The sequence below is a fragment of the Pseudarthrobacter sp. H2 genome (genome assembly GCF_050157045.1).
In the GTDB taxonomy this organism is placed as follows: Bacteria; Actinomycetota; Actinomycetes; order Actinomycetales; family Micrococcaceae; genus Arthrobacter.
The window spans coordinates 973,145-991,545 of record NZ_CP189594.1 but is presented as its reverse complement, the minus strand read 5'-3'; the positions used below and the strand labels follow the sequence as shown (position 1 = coordinate 991,545).

The 18,401-nt window shown below is 65.2% G+C and carries 18 protein-coding genes; 1 reads left to right on the top strand and 17 read right to left on the bottom strand.

Annotated features, from left to right (window positions below):
* Position 1 precedes the first annotated feature (1 nt).
* From ACQCSZ_RS04625 to ACQCSZ_RS04575, 11 genes are all read right to left on the bottom strand, one after another.
* A complete protein-coding gene (locus ACQCSZ_RS04625) occupies positions 2 to 433 on the bottom strand; it encodes a DUF2550 domain-containing protein (RefSeq protein ID WP_427006905.1) in 432 nt (143 codons plus the stop codon).
* 10 nt (positions 434 to 443) lie between these two features.
* A complete protein-coding gene (locus ACQCSZ_RS04620; RefSeq protein ID WP_069952229.1) occupies positions 444 to 728 on the bottom strand; it encodes a F0F1 ATP synthase subunit epsilon in 285 nt (94 codons plus the stop codon).
* 1 nt (position 729) lies between these two features.
* Positions 730 to 2,184 carry a F0F1 ATP synthase subunit beta gene (atpD, locus tag ACQCSZ_RS04615; protein ID WP_427006904.1) on the bottom strand — a complete coding sequence of 485 codons (1,455 nt, stop codon included), beginning with the start codon at positions 2,182 to 2,184 and terminating at the stop codon, positions 730 to 732.
* An 82-nt stretch (positions 2,185 to 2,266) separates the two neighbouring features.
* The gene (locus ACQCSZ_RS04610; protein ID WP_427006903.1) at positions 2,267 to 3,160 is read right to left on the bottom strand and encodes a F0F1 ATP synthase subunit gamma; all 894 of its coding nucleotides are present in this window, start codon (positions 3,158 to 3,160) and stop codon (positions 2,267 to 2,269) included.
* A gap of 76 nt (positions 3,161 to 3,236) precedes the next feature.
* A complete protein-coding gene (atpA, locus tag ACQCSZ_RS04605; RefSeq protein ID WP_427008253.1) occupies positions 3,237 to 4,874 on the bottom strand; it encodes a F0F1 ATP synthase subunit alpha in 1,638 nt (545 codons plus the stop codon).
* Positions 4,875 to 4,957: 83 nt separating this feature from the next.
* Positions 4,958 to 5,785: a F0F1 ATP synthase subunit delta gene (locus tag ACQCSZ_RS04600; RefSeq protein WP_427006902.1), complete on the bottom strand. Its 828-nt coding sequence runs from the start codon at positions 5,783 to 5,785 to the stop codon at positions 4,958 to 4,960.
* Complete coding sequence (locus ACQCSZ_RS04595; RefSeq protein ID WP_427006901.1) at positions 5,785 to 6,336, bottom strand: F0F1 ATP synthase subunit B; 552 nt, start codon at positions 6,334 to 6,336, stop codon at positions 5,785 to 5,787. The genes ACQCSZ_RS04600 and ACQCSZ_RS04595 overlap by 1 nt, the downstream gene beginning before the upstream one ends.
* A 53-nt stretch (positions 6,337 to 6,389) precedes the next feature.
* Entirely contained in the window at positions 6,390 to 6,608 is a 219-nt protein-coding gene (gene atpE / locus ACQCSZ_RS04590; RefSeq protein WP_211882710.1) for an ATP synthase F0 subunit C, read from the bottom strand.
* A gap of 78 nt (positions 6,609 to 6,686) precedes the next feature.
* Positions 6,687 to 7,487, bottom strand: a complete 801-nt coding sequence (gene atpB / locus ACQCSZ_RS04585) for a F0F1 ATP synthase subunit A (protein ID WP_427006900.1) — start codon at positions 7,485 to 7,487, stop codon at positions 6,687 to 6,689.
* 434 nt (positions 7,488 to 7,921) lie between these two features.
* Positions 7,922 to 8,407, bottom strand: coding sequence for a hypothetical protein (locus tag ACQCSZ_RS04580; RefSeq protein WP_427006899.1), 486 nt, complete (start codon positions 8,405 to 8,407; stop codon positions 7,922 to 7,924).
* Positions 8,408 to 8,524: 117 nt separating this feature from the next.
* Positions 8,525 to 9,649, bottom strand: a complete 1,125-nt coding sequence (locus ACQCSZ_RS04575) for an MraY family glycosyltransferase (RefSeq protein WP_427006898.1) — start codon at positions 9,647 to 9,649, stop codon at positions 8,525 to 8,527.
* Between the two features lie 296 nt (positions 9,650 to 9,945).
* On the opposite strand from ACQCSZ_RS04575, the gene ACQCSZ_RS04570 reads away from it, so the two are divergent.
* Entirely contained in the window at positions 9,946 to 10,842 is an 897-nt protein-coding gene (locus tag ACQCSZ_RS04570) for a glycosyltransferase (RefSeq protein WP_427006897.1), read from the top strand.
* 269 nt (positions 10,843 to 11,111) lie between these two features.
* On the opposite strand, the gene ACQCSZ_RS04565 is transcribed toward ACQCSZ_RS04570, so the two are convergent.
* From ACQCSZ_RS04565 to thrB, 6 genes are all read right to left on the bottom strand, one after another.
* Positions 11,112 to 11,879 carry a WecB/TagA/CpsF family glycosyltransferase gene (locus ACQCSZ_RS04565; protein WP_427006896.1) on the bottom strand — a complete coding sequence of 256 codons (768 nt, stop codon included), beginning with the start codon at positions 11,877 to 11,879 and terminating at the stop codon, positions 11,112 to 11,114.
* Positions 11,876 to 12,661 carry an L-threonylcarbamoyladenylate synthase gene (locus ACQCSZ_RS04560; protein ID WP_427006895.1) on the bottom strand — a complete coding sequence of 262 codons (786 nt, stop codon included), beginning with the start codon at positions 12,659 to 12,661 and terminating at the stop codon, positions 11,876 to 11,878. The genes ACQCSZ_RS04565 and ACQCSZ_RS04560 overlap by 4 nt, the downstream gene beginning before the upstream one ends.
* The gene (gene prmC, locus ACQCSZ_RS04555; protein WP_427006894.1) at positions 12,658 to 13,605 is read right to left on the bottom strand and encodes a peptide chain release factor N(5)-glutamine methyltransferase; all 948 of its coding nucleotides are present in this window, start codon (positions 13,603 to 13,605) and stop codon (positions 12,658 to 12,660) included. Before prmC ends, ACQCSZ_RS04560 begins: the two co-directional genes overlap by 4 nt.
* Before the next feature lie 32 nt (positions 13,606 to 13,637).
* Positions 13,638 to 14,711 (bottom strand): peptide chain release factor 1, encoded by a 1,074-nt coding sequence (gene prfA, locus ACQCSZ_RS04550; protein ID WP_427006893.1) that lies wholly within the window; start codon positions 14,709 to 14,711, stop codon positions 13,638 to 13,640.
* A gap of 193 nt (positions 14,712 to 14,904) precedes the next feature.
* Positions 14,905 to 17,091: a transcription termination factor Rho gene (gene rho, locus ACQCSZ_RS04545; protein ID WP_427006892.1), complete on the bottom strand. Its 2,187-nt coding sequence runs from the start codon at positions 17,089 to 17,091 to the stop codon at positions 14,905 to 14,907.
* Positions 17,092 to 17,412: 321 nt separating this feature from the next.
* Positions 17,413 to 18,399, bottom strand: a complete 987-nt coding sequence (gene thrB / locus ACQCSZ_RS04540) for a homoserine kinase (protein ID WP_427006891.1) — start codon at positions 18,397 to 18,399, stop codon at positions 17,413 to 17,415.
* Positions 18,400 to 18,401 lie beyond the last annotated feature (2 nt).

The following is an 18,401-nucleotide window of genomic DNA, read 5'->3' as shown; positions in this document are numbered from 1 at the left end:
GCTAGCGCCAGGTACCGACGCCGATGACGGGTCCGGCCTCAAGCCACGAGGACAGGCCGGTGTACGCGTCAAACCTCATGGCGAGCAGGATTTCCTGCCCTTCGTGCCGGAGTTCCACGATCACGGAGTCCGGCTGCACCTTGGGCAGCTCGGCCTCGGTGGGCTTGCGCCGCCCCAGGAGTTCCAGGGAACTGCGCCGGAAGGTGTGCTTGGGACGCACGCTCACGGAGGCCAGGCGGAACCACTCCAGGTCTTTGTCCTGATAACGACAAACCCCCATCTGCCAGCTGTTTCCAGCCGTGCAGATGGAGGCGTCCACCGTGCCCAGGGCGCGCCGCAGATTGAAGCGGCGCACCCCGGAAAGGCACAGTGCAATGACCAGCAACGCAAATACAGTTGCCAGGACGATGAACGGCAAACTCGTTACGTTCATCAAGGTCCTGCTAGCGGATCCCCGCAGTAGCCGCGTCACCCATTTGGGCGTTGTCAGCAACAATGACCACGCGGTTGTTGTCGACGGAGAAGAATCCCCCGTCGACGACTACGGCAATGCGGTCACCGGACACCGGCTGGATTGCCAGTTCACCTTCGGCCAGAATCGCCAGCAGGGGCGAGTGGCCGGGCAGGATTCCGATTTCACCATCGCTGGTGCGGGCCTTGACCATCTTGGCCGCTCCGGACCACACGAAGTGGTCCGCTGCGACAATCTCAACCTCAAGCTCAGCCATATTACTTGGTCTGTTCCTGGATCTTGGCCCACTGGCGCTCAACGTCATCCAGGCCGCCGACGTTGAAGAACGCCTGCTCTGCGATGTGGTCGAGTTCGCCGTCGCAGATGGCGGTGAAGCCTTCAACCGTGTCCTTGATGGAGACGGTGGAGCCTTCGACGCCGGTGAACTGCTTGGCGGTGTAGGTGTTCTGCGAGAGGAACTGCTGGATGCGGCGTGCACGCGACACGACGATCTTGTCTTCTTCAGAGAGTTCGTCAACGCCGAGGATGGCGATGATGTCCTGGAGTTCCTTGTTCTTCTGCAGGATCTGCTTCACCCGGACGGCCGTGTTGTAGTGGTCGTTGCCGATGTACTGCGGATCCAGGATGCGGGAGGTCGACGTCAGCGGGTCAACGGCCGGGTACAGACCACGGGAGGCGATTTCACGGGACAGTTCCGTGGTCGCGTCCAGGTGTGCGAAGGTCGTGGCCGGGGCCGGGTCGGTGTAGTCATCCGCGGGGACGTAGATGGCCTGCATCGAGGTGATGGAGTGGCCCTTGGTGGACGTGATGCGCTCCTGGAGGAGACCCATCTCGTCCGCCAGGTTGGGCTGGTAGCCCACGGCCGACGGCATGCGGCCGAGGAGGGTGGAGACCTCGGAACCTGCCTGGGTGAAGCGGAAGATGTTGTCGATGAAGAGCAGCACGTCCTGGTTCTGGACATCGCGGAAGTACTCCGCCATGGTCAGGGCGGACAGTGCCACGCGCAGGCGCGTTCCCGGCGGCTCATCCATCTGGCCGAATACAAGGGCCGTGTCCTTCAGGACGCCTGCCTCTTCCATCTCAACCCAGAGGTCGTTGCCTTCACGGGTACGCTCGCCGACACCGGCGAACACCGAGGTGCCGCCGAAGTTGCGGGCAACACGGGTGATCATTTCCTGGATCAGCACGGTCTTGCCGACGCCGGCGCCGCCGAACAGGCCGATCTTTCCACCCTTGATGTACGGGGTGAGAAGGTCGATGACCTTGATGCCGGTTTCCATCATCTCGGTGGAACCCTCGAGCGTCGCGAAGGCGGGTGCCTTGCGGTGGATCGGCCAGCGCTCGGTGATCTCGAGTTCAGACTCAGCCACGTCAAGCGGCTGGCCGAGGACGTTGAAGATGTGTCCCTTGACGACGTCGCCGACGGGCACGGAGATGGGGGCTCCCGTGTCCACCACGGCGCTGCCGCGGACCAGGCCGTCGGTAGCCTGCAGGGAGATGGCGCGAATGACGTTGTCGCCGAGGTGCAGGGCAACCTCAAACGTAATGGTCCTGGTCTCACCGTTGAGAGTAATCTCGGTGGTGAGTGCGTGGTAAATCGAGGGGATTGCGTCAGCCGGGAATTCGACGTCGACAACCGGGCCAATAACACGTGCAATACGGCCGGTAGCACCGGTCGTCGCGGCTACGTGTTCGGTAGCAGTGGCAGTCATCTCTCTCACTTCACTCAGTAGATGGCGTGGGGGTTAAGTTTATTCTTTGGTGCAGGTACAGCTGGATCCGGAACCGTACCGGCTAGGACGCGTTCAAGGCGTCGGCGCCGGCAACGATTTCGGAAAGCTCCTGCGTAATCTCAGCCTGGCGGGCAGTGTTGCGCAGACGCGTGAATTTCTTGATGAGGTCCGTGGCGTTGTCGCCGGCAGACTTCATTGCGCGCTGGCGTGCAGCGAGCTCCGAAGCGGCTGCCTGCAACATGGCGGCGAAGATCCGTGACTCGATGTAGCGCGGCAGCAGAGCATCAAGAACCTGCTCCGTTTCCGGCTCGAATTCGTAGAGCGGCAGGAGGTCCGATTCGGACGCGGCCGCCTGTTCGACAACCTCAAGCGGGAGAAGACGGACAACCGTCGGCTCCTGGACAACCATCGACCTGAAGCGGGTGTAGACGACATGGATCTCGTCGACGCCGCCCTCTTCATAGGCCGTCGCGAAGTCAGTCAGCAATGCCTCGCTGATTTCCTGCGCGGTGGCAAACTCCGGTGCGTCCGTGTTGCCGGTCCAGACCCGCCCGTAAGGGCGGTTGCGGAAGTCGAAGTACGCCTGGGCCTTGCGGCCGACCAGGTACATCTTGACTTCCTTGCCTTCCTCAAGCAGCAGCTCGTTGATACCTTCCGCCTGCTTGAGCACGCTCGCCGAATAAGAACCTGCGAGGCCACGGTCCGAGGTGATTACCAGGACGGCGGCCCGGCGGATCTGCTCCGGCTCGGTGACCAGCGGGTGGTCGATTTCGCTCTGGCTTGCGACAGCAGAAACGGCGCGCGTGATCGCGTTTGCGTAAGGCAGTGAAGCTGCTACGCGTGCTCGGGCCTTGCCGATGCGCGAGGTAGCGATCAGTTCCATCGCCTTGAAGATCTTGCGCATCGACGTCGTCGAGCTGATCTTCTGGCGGTAGACCCGGATCTGGGCTCCCATACTTATCCTTTCCTAAGATCCCGATGGCCGGGACTGCCGGAACCTGGTGGGGTCCCGGCAGTCCCTGCCAGCGGAACTAGCGCTTCTGCTTGACGATTTTTTCCTGGTCGACCTGCTGCCCGTCGATGGGGGCGTGCTCCTCGTGCCCCGCACCGACCAGGTAGCTGTCTCCCTCGCCGAAGAAGCCCTTCTTGAAGGCCACGATCGAGGTCTTCAGTGCTTCTGCGGTGTCATCGTCCATGACGTTGGTCTGTGCCAGCGTCGTCAGGATGGAGGACTTGTGCTTGAGGTGCTCCAGGAACTCGGTTTCGAAGCGGTTGATGTCCTCAACCGGAACGTCGTCGAGGTGGCCGTTGGTGCCTGCCCAGATGGAGACGACCTGGTCCTCGATCGGGAACGGCGAGTACTGGCCCTGCTTGAGCAGTTCCATCAGGCGCGCACCGCGGGTCAGCTGCTGGCGCGATGCGGCGTCGAGGTCCGACGCGAACATTGCGAAGGCCTGCATGTCGCGGTACTGGGCCAGTTCCAGCTTCAAGGTGCCGGAGACCTTCTTCATGGACTTGACCTGGGCGGCGCCACCGACTCGGGAGACGGACACACCGACGTCGACAGCGGGACGCTGGTTGGCGTTGAAGAGGTCCGACTGCAGGAAGATCTGGCCATCGGTAATGGAGATCACGTTCGTCGGGATGTAGGCGGAAACGTCGTTTGCCTTGGTCTCGATGAGCGGCAGGCCGGTCATCGAACCTGCGCCGAGCTCGTCGGAGAGCTTGGCACAACGCTCCAGCAGACGGGAGTGCAGGTAGAACACGTCGCCCGGGTAGGCTTCGCGTCCCGGCGGGCGGCGGAGCAGCAGCGACACTGCACGGTAGGCCTCGGCCTGCTTGGAGAGATCATCGAAGACGATGAGGACGTGCTTGCCGCCGTACATCCAGTGCTGGCCGATGGCCGAGCCGGCGTACGGAGCCAGGTACTTGAAGCCTGCGGGGTCCGACGCGGGGGAAGCCACGATGGTCGTGTACTCCAGCGCGCCGTTGTCCTCGAGGGTCTGGCGGACGGCAGCGATCGTGGATGCCTTCTGGCCGATGGCTACATAGATGCAGCGCACCTGCTTGTTGACATCTCCCGAAGCCCAGTTGGCCTTCTGGTTGATGATCGTGTCGATGGCGATCGCGGATTTGCCGGTCTGGCGGTCACCGATGATCAGCTGACGCTGGCCGCGGCCGATCGGGATCATGGCGTCGATAGCCTTGAGGCCGGTCTGCATCGGTTCGTGGACCGACTTGCGCTGGGTCACGCCGGGCGCCTGGAGTTCCAGGGCACGGGTGGTCTCGGCCTTGATCTCGCCGAGGTCGTCAATGGGCTCGCCCAGCGGGTCGACAACGCGGCCGAGGAAGGCGTCGCCCACCGGCACGGACAGAACCTGTCCGGTGCGGTGAACTTCCTGGCCTTCTTCGATTCCGGTGAAGTCACCGAGGATGATGACGCCGATCTCGCGGACGTCGAGGTTCTGGGCCAGGCCCAGCGTGCCGTCTTCGAAGCGAAGCAGCTCGTTCGCCATGACCGAGGGAAGGCCCTCAACACGGGCGATGCCGTCACCTGCGGTTGTTACACGGCCGACCTCTACGCGCTCTGCGTTTCCGGGTTCGTAGGACGCCGCGAACTCGTTCAACGCATTACGGACGTCGTCGGCGTTGATGGTCAATTCGGCCATCTGCAGTCCCTGCTCTCCTGTTTTCGTGATCATCGTTGCTCACGATGACCGGGGTTGCTATCAGTTAAGTTGTGCTTGTCCGGCTAACCGGCGAGCTGTCGGTGCAGCTGGGCCAGGCGGGTGAGGACCGAAGCGTCAACCACTTCGTCACCGACCTGGATCCGGATGCCACCGATCAGTGCCGGGTCAACGTTCATGTTGATCTTGAGCTCGCGCCCGTACAGGGCATTCAGCCCGGTGTGCAGGCGGCCCGCCTGGGTTGCCGTCAAGGGACGGGTGACGCCGACGGTTGCAATCCAGCGCTGCTGGCGCTTGGCTGCGAGTTCGGCGAAACGACGGACGAGCTTGGTGACCTTGAGGCCGCGTGGCTGCGAAACTGCCTGTCCAATCAGGACCTTCGCTTCCCCGCTGGCATTGGGAACGAGCTTTTCGGCGAGGGCAGTCTTGGCAGCCGGGCTCGCCTGCGGCTCGGACAGGGCACGCTGTACCTCGTGGCTGGACTCGACGGTCTGGTTGAAGGCGAACAGATCGTTCTCCAGTGCTTCCAGCCCGGTGATTCCTGAGGCAGAGACTGCCGACTTGTTCTCGGCAACGGCGATGACCACCGAAGCGGCAAGAGTCTCGAGTGCATCGCCGATATCCCGAGCCGATGCCCAGCGTGAACCGGCCAGTCCGCTCGCGATTTCCACAGCGTCAGCGGAGACTTTTCCGCCGAAGAGCTGCTTGACCAATGCCGACTTTTCGTCGTTGCTGCGGGACGGGTCAGCCAGGGCGCGGCTCAAGCCGGCCGAGCTGTCCACAGTAGCCAGGATTCCGAAGAGGTCGTTAGCCAACTGCAGCGAAGCGTCAGGAAGCTTGGCTTCCAGCGCCACCAGCGCCGCGGTCAGCGATTCGCTCGATACACCTGCCATTACTTTGCTGCACCTGCGTTCTGGTTCTCCAGATCTGCCAGGAAGCGGTCAACCACCCGGGCCGAACGCTCGTCATTGTCGAGCGCCTCGCCCACGATGCGGCCGGCCAGCGTGGTGGCCAGCGTGCCGACCTCCGCGCGCAGGGCCACGACGGCGGCCTGGCGCTCGGACTGGATCGCGGCGTGTGCCTGGGCCGTGATCCGGGCAGACTCTGCAGCTGCCTTTTCCTTCAGATCCGCCAGGATCTGGGCGCCTTCGCCGCGGGCTTCCTCGCGGATGCGGTTGGCCTCGGCACGGGCGTCGGTCAGCTGCTGCTTGTACTCTTCGAGTGCTGCGGAAGCTTCGGCCTGCGCCTTTTCCGCCTTGGCAATGCCGCCTTCAATGGCCTCGGCACGCTCTGCAAACGTCTTCTCGAACATCGGGACAACAAACTTGACCACGATGTAAAAGAGGACTGCAAAGCCGACGAGGACGACGCCCATTTCCCATACGTTGGGAACGAGCGGGTTGGCCGCCTCGGCGCCAGCGGCTGAAATGATCGTTTGATGCATGATTCACCCGTCCTTATCTACTTGGTTCTGGATGTTCGCTAAGTTCTGAAGGTTTACTTGAGAACGAAGGCGAAGACCAGGCCGAGGATGGCGAGGGCTTCAGTCAGCGCAAGGCCGAGGAATGCGATCGGCTGCAGGACGCGCTGCGCTTCCGGCTGACGTGCCACACCGTTGATGTAGGCAGCGAACACGAGACCAACACCGATACCACCGCCGATGGCGGAGAGGCCGTAGCCGATGAGGTTGAGGGAGCCGTTAATGGAGCCGTTCATTGTTTTCCTTTCAAGATGCCATCCAGGTGGCAGGTTGTTTGGTGTTCTTCATCCCCGCGGGGGGAAGTTTGTGGGTGCCTAGTGGCTGTCCGCGTGCAGGGCGCCTTCGATGTAGATGGCAGTCAGCAAGGTGAAGACGTAGGCCTGCAGCGCCATGATCAGCGCTTCGAGCATGTACATGGCGATGGAGCCTGCCAGGACGAGGACGGACGCGCCCTTCAGGAGCACGTTCTCCTGCATGACGAGGAATTCGATTCCGGATCCGGCGATCATGACGATGAGGTGACCGGCAAGCATCGTGGCGAACAGACGGAGGCTGTGCGTGACGGGGCGGACCAGGAAGTTGGAGATGATCTCGATCGGAATGACGATCGGCAGGATGTAGATCGGGACCCCGCTCGGCACGGTGGCCAGCTTGAAGTACTTGAGGCCGTTCTTCTTGATGCCGATCCCGATCCAGGTGATGTACACGATCGCTGCGAGCACATAGGCGCCGCCGACGTGGGAGAAGCTCGGAAGCTGGATCACGGGGATGGCGCCGTAGATGTTGTTCACCAGGATGAAGAAGAAGAGGCTGAACAGCAGCGGGACGTACTTCATGAAGTCTTTGCCGCCGATGATGTCCTTGGCGATGCCGTTGCGGACGAAGCCATAGGCCATCTCGCCTGCAAACTGCAGCTTGCCGGGAACGAGCTGCTGCTTCCGCGCAGCTAGCAGAAAGAATGTAGCGATAATAACGACCGACAGGATTACCAGCAGCATCTGCTTGGAGAATCCGTCCGCCGCACCCCAGGGCAAGATTGCCGGAAGGTGTAATTCTTCAATTCCAGGAGGAGTAAACTCCCCCGAATCTTGGGCCGGGAGCGCAAGCGCGATCAACGCGTTTCCTCTCTGCAGTGTCCATCATTGGGCGTTGGTCGGAGAACGGCGGCGTTTCTGCACGCCTTTCCCCCTGTGAAATTATTTGGCATTACTGTTCCTCGTCCTGGGACGGGCCACGTGCAGCATTGTCCCCGCCAGCTGATGTTCTGGAACTGGTGAGGCCGTGCATATGAGAAAGATAGAACCCTCCCGCAGCTCCAAGCAGAGCGCCTGCGAGCACAATCCAGCGGGTTCCCCACAGATTATCCAGACCCCACCCTATCAAACTCCAGACGATGATTCCGCCAACAATGTAGCTGAAGACGGCGATCCCGGCGTTGTATCCGCCGTCCCCGCCGTCCGCGGATACACCGGGGGCAGGCCCGGTGGATTTGGGGGCATCGGGCCTGGTTTCGGTGGCCTTGGAATTTGTCCTGCGTCCGGCTTTGCGGCTAAACATCGGTGCCGCCTTCGCGGGTCTGGGGGTCGTTGTAGATCTGGAGCCGGGCCTTGCTGAAGCCATAGATTTCTGCGGCCTGCCAAAAGACCACGGTCACGACGGCGCCGATCAGGAACCATTGGGCGTCCAGCCAGTCGGGCGCCCCGAGGATAAAAAGAACCACGGCAAATCCGACCACTTTGACGAAATAGGTCCCAACAAACAGCCCGATTGCTCCGGAGGGGTTGTTGCGGCCCACAACGTGGCCGATCACGAGGCTGATGGCAAAAAACGCCATCACCAGGGCCCCGCCGAAGAGGCAGGACAGCAAGCCGGTCCCCCCGTTGAACACGAGGGCGGCAACTCCCGCCAGCAGCAATGCGCCGCCGGCAGCCGCCGAACTCAGGCCGAGCAACTTCAGCCACAAGGACCGGGTGGGGCCGGATACACCAACGGCTCCGGCGCCGGACGCGGGTCCGGGATCGGCGTTGGAGGTCATGGCTATCCCAATCGTCGGGGTGGGGCTGGTCAGAATGGCGCGGCGATTGGCCGCACCTGAATTCTACAGCAGATAGAAATTATTCGGAAAAGGGTGTCGCCCCGGCGGACCATGGACTCACTCCGGGGTCCCTGCCGCCTGTCCGGGAGTCCTCTGGCGGATGTAGGGCCACGCCGTCGCCACGGCCATGACCGCGGTGGCGCCCAGGTCGATGGCCAGGACGATCTGCCACGGGTAGATGGCGAAAGCCAGGCCTCCGAAGGAGAGGATGCAGGTCCACAGGTACATCAGCACCACGGCGCCGCGGTGGCTGTAGCCGATGTCGAGGAGCTTGTGGTGCAGGTGCCCGCGGTCGGCAGACCAGGGCGAACGCCCCAGGGCGGTGCGCCGCACGATGGCCAGGCCCAGGTCCAGCAGCGGCAGGAAGAGCACCGCGAAGGGCAACAGGATGGGAATGATGGTGGGGATACCGTTGATCCGGTCGTACAGTCCGGACGTTATCTGCCCGGTGGACACGACGCCGGCCGTCGCCAGGAGCAGGCCGATCAGCATGGCGCCGGAATCACCCATGAAAATCTTCGAGGGAAACCAGTTGTGCGGCAGGAACCCCAGGCAGCCGCCCACCACAATCGCCGTCAGGAGGGTCGCGAGGTCCGAAAAGTCGGTCAGCGGCGCATTCCGGTGCACCCAGTAAGCGGTGAGGAAGAACGCCACTCCCCCGATGATGGCCACGCCCGCGGCCAGGCCGTCCAGCCCGTCGATGAAGTTGAAGGCGTTCATGGTAGTGACTATGAGTCCGGCCGTCAGCACAATGCTGACCGCTTCATTGTGAATGACGACGGGTTCCGGGAAGAAAGGAACAATCGTCATGCGGACTCCCCAGACCGCCACCACGCCGGCGGCCGCGCTCTGGCCGATGAGCTTGACCCACCAGCGCAGGTCCAGCAGGTCATCCGCCAGGCCGACCACAACAATCAGGGCCGCGCCCGCGAGTACGCCCCAGGGTGCGGAGTTGTTCCGGAAGATGTCCTTGACGAAGAAGGACTGGCTCGCCACGATCAGCGCCACCAGGATACCGGCGAAGATTCCCAGGCCCCCGAGCCTGGAGACCTGGTGCGAGTGCATATCACGGCTGCGGATCGGGGAAAAGAGTTCCAGCCTGGTGCCGACCAGCCGGGCACCCCAGGTCGCCGCATAGCTCACGACTGCCGCCGTCAGCATCATGAGGAGGTACATAATCACCGGGACACCACCTCCCCGAAGACCTCAGCGCATGCAGCACCAGGCCGCAGATTCCGCGGCCGGGGGGTTCGTTGGAGGCTGTGGGAGTGGGGTGAACTCAACTGCCGTGGAACTGACTTTCGATAAATGAAACTTCTCCGTCGCCGTGCGCAGGGCAGGCAGTGCGTAGTGCCTGACAGGGCTGTATTACAGTGGACTCTAGTCAAGATACTAATGCCAACGGCCACCTGTCCTCGCGTCACACGGCCTACGGCCGGCGGGAAAACCCGTGACGGCCGTGCTGAAAGGACCCCGCGATGCCCCTGTCGGTTGCAGTTGCTGCCGTGACGTTTGACCGTCCACGGGAGCTGGCCGTCCTGCTGGACGCCATCAACAACCAGACGGCGCCGGTCCGGTCCATCTGCCTCGTCGACAGCGGCACGGTGCCCGCCAAAGACGTAGCGGACCAGCACGGAAACGTGGACTATGTCCGGTCCGAGGCGAACCTGGGAGGCGCAGGCGGTTTTTCCCTGGCGATCCTCAAGGCGGTGGCCTCCGGGGCGGACTGGATCTGGATGATGGACGACGACGCCGAACCCGCCGACCCGGAATGCCTCGCCACGCTGGTGCGCGAGGCGCAGGCCCGGGACCTCGACGCCGTCGTCCCCCTGGTGGTGGCCCCGGGCCACCCGGACCAGCTGTCCTTCTTCTTCCGGCTGGACGGGAAGGTCACCCACGACCGTGCCGCCGTGGAAAAGCTGGGTTTCCTGCCCGGCGACGGGCACTTCTTCAACGGTGCCCTGATCCGCTCCGATGTCTTCTTCAAGGTCGGCCTGCCCGACATGCGCCTCTTCATCCGCGGTGACGAGGTGGACTTCACCCTCCGGCTCCGGAAGGCCGGGATCCGCTTCGGCACCGTGACCACGGCCGCCATCACCCATCCGCATGCCTTTTCCGAGACCAAGCATGTCTATGGCGCCAGGTGGCACGTGATCGTGCCGGACAGCGCCTTCAAGCGCTACTTCTACTACCGGAACCGCGGCTACATGATCCGCCGCCACTTCCGGGTCAAATCGCTCATAGCGGATGTGGGCGGCTACCTGGGCTACTTCCTGCGCCGCGGCGACTTCCGTGGCCTGGCGGACTGGTTCAGCGCGTTTTCGAAAGGGCTTCGCGGCAAGGGATTCGGTCCCCTCGAGGACCAGAAGTTCTAGCCGTTCCCCCTGGCGGTCCGCCGGCCGTTCGCTGGTAGGCAGTTTCGTGGGTTCGCCGGGGGTTCCGGTCCAAGGGGCGGGTGGCCGGGCTTAAGGGACATGCCCCGCGCCGGGGTCGGCCGATGGACATATTCCGGTTGTGCCCAGTCCTGGGCGCAACGAAGGGGCATGCCCTCCCGGCGCGATGAGGTCTTGGCCCCCAGCCCCCGACGAATTAACGAAAATGACCGCTGGCACTTCCTGCCTGTTTCCTGCCCCAGCGGCCTGTTCTAGCCCTTCTGCCGAAGGCGCCGGCGGACCAGCAGCCCGAGCAGCACCCAGGGCTCACCGAGCACCCGGTACGCCACCCGCCGCGGATGGAGCATGAGCCGCCACGCCCATTCCAGCCCGAGGCGCCCGATCCAGCGCGGCGCCAGTTTCTGCACGCCCGCCAGCTGTTCAATCGCCCCGCCCACGGTGCAGTACACGGCAGGCGGCAGCGTTGCCAGCCTGCGCCGGAGCACCTGTTCCTGCAGCGGCATGCCCAGACCGAGCAGGACCAGCTGCGGTTGCAGCCCGGCCAGCCAGGCGGCCGCCTTCTCCTCGAGTTCCTCGTTCCAGCCCTCGCCGGGCATCCCGTCGACCCGGGCGTGCGGGACGAGGTCACGGAGCCGGTCGACGGCGCCCGCGTTGGCCACGGCGCCGGCCCCGATCACGGCGATCCGCTCCAGCCCGTCCACGCCCGCCAGCGCAGGGATCCAGTCGGTCGACCCCAGCCGGTAGTCCATGACCGGCCCCGTGGCCCTGTCGGCGTCGCCGCCCCTGGCCCAGAGCCACAGCACCGGCGCGCCATCGATGAGCACCACGTCGCTTTGCTCGTAAATCGAGCGGAATCCGGAATCCGAGTGCAGCAGTGTGACGCTGTGCAGGTTGTGGCCTACCACGATGCGGGTCCCGCCCGCGGCGATGTAGCCGTTGAGGACCGCGGTCAGTCCGGGGACGGTGAGGGGTGTCGCGTCCACGTCCAGGACGGGGATGTGCTGCCGCGCCAGGGTCATTCGGCGGGTTCCGCGGCCGCGGGCGCGTCCGGCGTGGCGGCCGCGGGTTCGGCCCCGGCGCTGCCGTCTGCGCTGCCGTCTGCGCTGCCGTCTGCGTTACTGTCTGCGTTGCCGCCTGCGTTGCCGTCCAGATCCAGCAGGCCGGGGACCACTTCTCGCAGCCGCTCCAGGCTGATGGCGCCCTGGCGGACGACCCGCAGCGGGAGTGCCGTGGCATCGACGATCGTGGACGGCAGCGCAGCGGCGCCGTCCACCGGCCGGTGTCCGTCTTCGAGGTAGACCTCCACGGACTCCGCCAGCTGGGCCTCGGCCTCGGCCGCCGTCAGTGCGGCGTCCTGTCCGGTGCGGTTCGCGGAGGAAACGGCCAGCGGTCCGGTGAGGGTGAGCAGGTCCTGGGCGATATCGTCGGCCGGGATCCGCAGGGCCACGGTGCCCCTGGTCTCGCCGAGATCCCAGTCGAGCGAGGGCTGGGCGTGCAGGATGAGGGTCAGGCCGCCGGGCCAGAACGTTTCGGCAAGCCGCCGCGCCTCGGCCGGAACGTCGGTGGCGAGTCCGTCGAGGGCATTGAGCCTGGGAATGAGGACCGGCGGCGGCATCTTCCGGCTGCGGCCCTTGGAGGCGAGCAGCAGGGTCACGGCCAGCGGCGAGAAGGCGTCGGCGGCGATGCCGTACACGGTGTCCGTGGGGAGCACCACGCACTTGTGCTCCCGGATGGCCCGCTGGGCGTGCTCAAGTCCTGCGGCGCGCTGCTCGGCGGCCGTGCAATCGTAGCTAGTCGTCACTGCCCTATTCTTTCATCCGGTATTTCTGGGTTTGGAGGTTTGGCTGCCCGGGGTTCGGGGTTCTGGCCGCCGTTCCGGCGCACCGCGCTGGTGGCCCGTTCCTTGCCGTTGAGGTCCAGGTGCGTCGTCACCTCGGACCACAGCCCGGTGCGTTCCAGCATGGACGCGATCGAGGCAGCCTGGACCTCGGCGTGTTCCATCACGAAGTAGCCGCCGGGCAGCAGCAGCCGGGCGGCGGAGGCCGCGGCCGCCGTCGGAAGCTCCATGCCGTCCGCTCCCCCGCCGTACAGCGCCTCGGGCGGATCGTGCAGCGCCACTTCGGGTTCGTTCGGGATGGCTTCGGCGGGGATGTAGGGGGGGTTGGAGACGACGACGTGGAAGGTGCCGTTGTGTTCGGGCAGCGCGTCGCGCAGGTCTCCGCGGATGAGGTGGACGCCCAGGGGCAGCAGGTTTTTCGCCGCCCAGGCGTGCGCGAACCCGCTGAACTCCACGGCATGGACCTCGGCGCCGGGGACCTCGTGGGCGATTGAGCCGGCAATCGCGCCGGATCCGGTGCCCAGGTCCACGACCTTGGGATGCGCGCTGCCCCGCAGCTGTTCCTTGTCTTTGAGCCAGTCAATCACCAGCTGCACGACCGATTCGGTTTCCGGGCGGGGAATGAACACGCCGGGACCCACCGCCAGTTCCAGGTACCGGAAATGCGCGACGCCGGTGAGGTGCTGCAGCGGGATCCGCTGCGCGCGCTCGGAAACGAGGTCGTCGTAGCCTTCCGGAGCAGGCGAGCCGCCCAGCAGCAGCGCGCGGAGCCGGCCGGGCCCCACGCCGAGTAGGTGCCCGGCCAGGAGTTCGGCGTCGACCCTTGGGCTGGGCACGCCGGCGGCCGCCAGCACCGCCGTCGCTTCGCGGACCGCCTCGGCAAGGCTCATCCCTGCACCGGACGTCATGGAAAACCCGTCATGACAGCACCAGCTTCCGGCTACTCGCCGATGGCGTCGAGGCGGGACTGTTCGTCCATCTCGATGGCCGACTGGATCACCGGTTCCAGGTCGCCGTTCATGACCTGGTCCAGGTTGTACGCCTTGTAGCCGGTGCGGTGGTCCGCGATCCGGTTTTCCGGGTAGTTGTAGGTGCGGATCCGTTCCGAGCGGTCCATGGTGCGGATCTGCGACTTGCGCTGGGCCGAGTTTTCGGCGTCGATCAGCTCCTGCTGGTGCGCCAGGATGCGGGCGCGCAGCACGCGCATGCCGGCCTCACGGTTCTGCAGCTGGGATTTCTCGTTCTGCATGGCCACCACGATTCCGGTGGGAAGGTGGGTGATGCGGACGGCAGAGTCGGTCGTGTTGACGGACTGGCCGCCGGGGCCCGAGGAACGGTAGACGTCGATCTTGAGGTCGTTCTGGTTGATGTCGAGCTCTTCGGGCTCGTCCACCTCGGGCAGGACCAGCACGCCGGCAGCGGAGGTGTGGATGCGGCCCTGGGATTCCGTCACGGGGACCCGCTGCACGCGGTGCACCCCGCCTTCGAACTTGAGCCGGGCGTAGACGCCCTCGGCGGGGTCGTTTGAGCTGCCCTTGACAGCCATCTGGACGTCCTTGTACCCGCCCAGGTCCGATTCGTTGGCCGAGATGATTTCGGTCTTCCAGCCGCGGGATTCGGCGTAGCGGGCATACATGCGCAGCAGGTCCGCGGCGAACAGGGCAGCCTCGTCGCCGCCCTCGCCGCCCTTGACCTCGAGGATCACGTTGCGGGCATCGTCCGGGTCGCGCGGGATCAGCAGCCGGCGCAGCTTCGCCGCGGCCGTCTCCAGCGCGGCCTCCAGCTCGGGCACCTCCGCGGCGAACTCAGGGTCCTCGGCAGCCATCTCCCTGGCGGCCGCCAGGTCATCCTCGATCCCGTGCCAGCGGTGGTAAGCCTCCACGATCCCGTTCAGCTGCGCCGAACGCCGCCCCAGCTTCCGGGCCACCTTCTGGTCAGCATAGACAGCAGGATCCCCCAGCTGCGCCTGGATGGAATCATGCTCATCCAACAGGCCCTGTACGGACTCAAACATTTTCAAAACCTCTTTCGACTCTTACAAGTCTAGTAACTGCAACGCGGGGTCACTTACCGCCCATTCCAACGGCCCTCATGGGCTCTATGTGACCCCGCGTTGCTTTTGAAGCAGCGGATGCGGTTAAACCAGCAACCGCTCGAAAAATTGGCGGCCAGGGAGTGGCCGCCAATTTTCGAGCGGTTACGCGACGCTACTTGTCGTTATCGGACTTCGCGCCAAGCGTCGTCTTCTGCACCTGCATGAGGAACTCGACGTTGCTTCCGGTCTCCCGGATCTTGTTGGTCAGCAGCTCAAGGCTCTGCTGCGTTTCGAGTCCGGAGAGGACGCGGCGCAGCTTCCACATGATCTTGACTTCCTCGGGGGACAGCAGGTTTTCCTCGCGGCGGGTACCGGACGCGTTGACGTCCACGGCAGGGAAGATGCGCTTGTCCGCGAGCTGGCGGGACAGGCGCAGTTCCATGTTGCCGGTGCCCTTGAACTCTTCGAAGATGACCTCGTCCATCTTGGAACCGGTCTCCACGAGCGCGGTGGCCAGGATGGTCAGCGAGCCGCCGTTTTCGATGTTGCGGGCTGCCCCGAAGAAGCGCTTCGGCGGGTACAGCGCCGCGGAGTCCACGCCACCGGAGAGGATGCGGCCGGAGGCCGGTGCCGCCAGGTTGTAGGCGCGGCCCAGGCGGGTCATCGAGTCCAGGAGCACCACGACGTCCATGCCCATTTCCACGAGGCGCTTGGCACGCTCGATGGAAAGTTCGGCCACGGTGGTGTGGTCGTCGGCGGGACGGTCGAAGGTAGAGGCAATGACCTCGCCCTTGACGGTGCGCTGCATGTCCGTCACTTCTTCAGGACGTTCGTCAACGAGCACCATCATGAGGTGGACCTCGGGATTGTTGGTGGTGATGGCGTTGGCGATGGACTGCAGGATGAGCGTCTTGCCGGCCTTCGGCGGCGAGACGATCAGGCCGCGCTGGCCCTTGCCGATCGGGGCAACCAGGTCGATGACGCGGGGGCCGATCTTCTTGGGGTCCGTCTCGAGGCGCAGGCGCTCGGAGGGGTACAGCGGGACGAGCTTCGAGAACTCGACGCGGTCCTTGAGTTCGTCGGGGTTCTTGCCGTTGACCGAAGTGACACGGACCAGGGCGTTGAACTTCTGGCGGGCGGACTGCTGCTGATTCGCTTGCTGGGCTTCGCCGTCACGCGGAGCACGGATGGCGCCGACGACGGCGTCGCCCTTGCGCAGGTTGTGCTTCTTGACCTGGGCGAGGGACACGTACACGTCGTTCGGGCCCGGCAGGTAGCCGGAGGTGCGGATGAACGCGTAGTTCTCCAGCACGTCCAGGATGCCGGCGACGGGCAGCAGGACATCGTCGTCGGTGACCTCGACGTCGTCGACGTCGGGACCCTGGACGCGTCCCCGGCGGCGTTCGTTGCGGTCGCGGAAGCGGTCATTGCGCGAGTCGCCGCGTGAGGAGTTGTCGCGGCTGTCCTGCTGGCCCGGACGGTCGTTGCGGTCGCGGCGGTTCCGGCGGTTCCGGCGGCTGCCGCCGTCGTCGTCATTGTCGCGGGTTTCGCGGGTTTCGCGGGTTTCGCGGGTTTCGCGGGTTTCGCGGGTTTCCGCGCTGTCGCGGCCACCGCGGGTGCGGGTGTTCTCGCGGCGGTCCCCACGCTGGGCGCCTTCGTCAGTGCCCTGCTCGGCAGTGCGCTGTTCAGTGCGCTCGGCAGTGCGCTGCTCTGCCTGTGGTGGCTCGGCCGCACGGTTTTCCGCACGCTTCTCGACCGCAGGCTCGGCCTGGGCCGCAGTTTCCTGGGCTGAAGCTTCCTGCGCTGCATTCTCCTGCGCGGCCTCGCCGCGGCGGCGGTTGCGGGTCCGCGGCTGGCGGGTGCGGTCGGCGCCTTCGGTGACGGTACCGGCAGTGCCGGAATCAGCGCCGGTTTCAGCGGAAGCGGCGGGTGCCTCTACGGCAGGAGCCTCGGCGGCGGGCGTGGTGATGACCCCGTCGCTGCCCGCACGCCGGCTGCGGCCGCGGCCACGGGCCCGGGGGCTTTCCTGGACCTGGCCGTCGCCGTCCACGGCGGTGGCCACCGCAGCGGCGGCCGGAACGGCTGCCTGCGGAACGGAGGCGCTCTCGCTCGCCTTTCCGGCAGCGCGGGCGGGAGCCTTGCTTACCGGGGTGCCCGCACGGTGGGCGGAAATGGCCGAGACCAGATCACCCTTGCGCATGCGGGAACCGCCGGAAATACCCAGCTGGCTGGCAAGAGCCTGGAGCTGGGCGAGCTTGAGGCCTGCAAGGCCGCTGCTCTTGGCGGGTGCGGCCGTTGACGATCCGGCAGCAGAAGATGATATTTCCACAGCTGAAGACAGCTCAGTGGTTTCGGTCACGAAGGATCCTTCCCCCTCGACGGCGTCCAGACTAGGAGCTGGACGCGATGATTTGATCTGGGCTGCAGTTCAGATCTGCAGCCGGGATTTCGGCCATGCCGGCTGGATATTGGCCAGCAGGGCCGGATACTGCAACACCGGCCACGTTCCGAAAGTGAGGAGCGGCGGGCTGACATTTCAGGGGATGCAGAGTAATTCTGCTGATTCCTGCGTCAGACCGAAAGCAGGTGGCACCGAAGACGATTGCGCAGTGAAAGATGAGAAAGGCAACTTGGCCAACATCGCGGTCTTATAACGGTTACTGATTTACCGCCTGCGTGATTACCGCCGGTGCACTTCCACTTTAGCACCTTCGACGTCCACGGCCAGCTTCATCACGCGCCAGCCCACCTCCGGCGTGTTGCGGGCGGTGTGGGAGCCGATGAAATCGACCACCGCTGCGGCTTCCGCTTCCCCGGCGGCGAGCACCAGGACGGTGGGACCGGCACCGGAGACGACGGCGGCGTGCCCCGCAGCCCGCAGCGCGGCGATCAGCTGCGCGCTGGGCCGCATCGCGTCGGCGCGGTAGCTCTGGTGCAGGTAGTCTTCGGTGCCGGGCAGCAGGAACTCCGGCCTGCTGGTCAGCGCGTGGATCAGCAGGGCGGCGCGGCCGGAGTTCATCGCGGCGGCGTGGTGGCCCACGGAGGCAGGGAGCAGGGCGCGCGCGGCTTCGGTGGACAGCTCGAAATCAGGCACGGCGACGACGGGAATGACGGAGCCAACCACCGTCGCGCACGTGCTCCTGTACTGGTCACTGTCCTGCCATGACAGCGCCAGTCCGCCGAAGATGGCGGGTGCGACGTTGTCCGGGTGGCCTTCCATCTCGGAAGTGAGCTGCAGGATCCAGTCCGTGCCGCGCCGGGCCGCGTCCGGAACCAGCGCATTCGCGGCAGTCACGGCCGCGACCACTGCCGAGGCCGATGAGCCCAGGCCCCGGCCGTGCGGGTTGACGTTGTCGGCCGTGATCCGCAGGCCCTCGTGCCGGAAACCGAGCCGGTGCAGGGCCTCGGTGATGGCCTTGACCACAAGGTGGCTCGCGTCGCGCGGCAGGGATTCCGCGCCTTCGCCGCTGAGTTCGAATTCGAGCTCGCCGCCGGCCAGGGTTTCCACCGTGAGGGTGTCATGCAGCGAGAGTGCCAGTCCGAGGCTGTCGTAGCCGGGCCCCAGGTTGGCGCTGGTGGCCGGCACGCGGACGGTCACCAGCTGCCCGGACAGGACTGCCGGCCAGGCGGCAGCGGAATCGGCCGGGACTTTGAGCGTGGTTTCCAAGG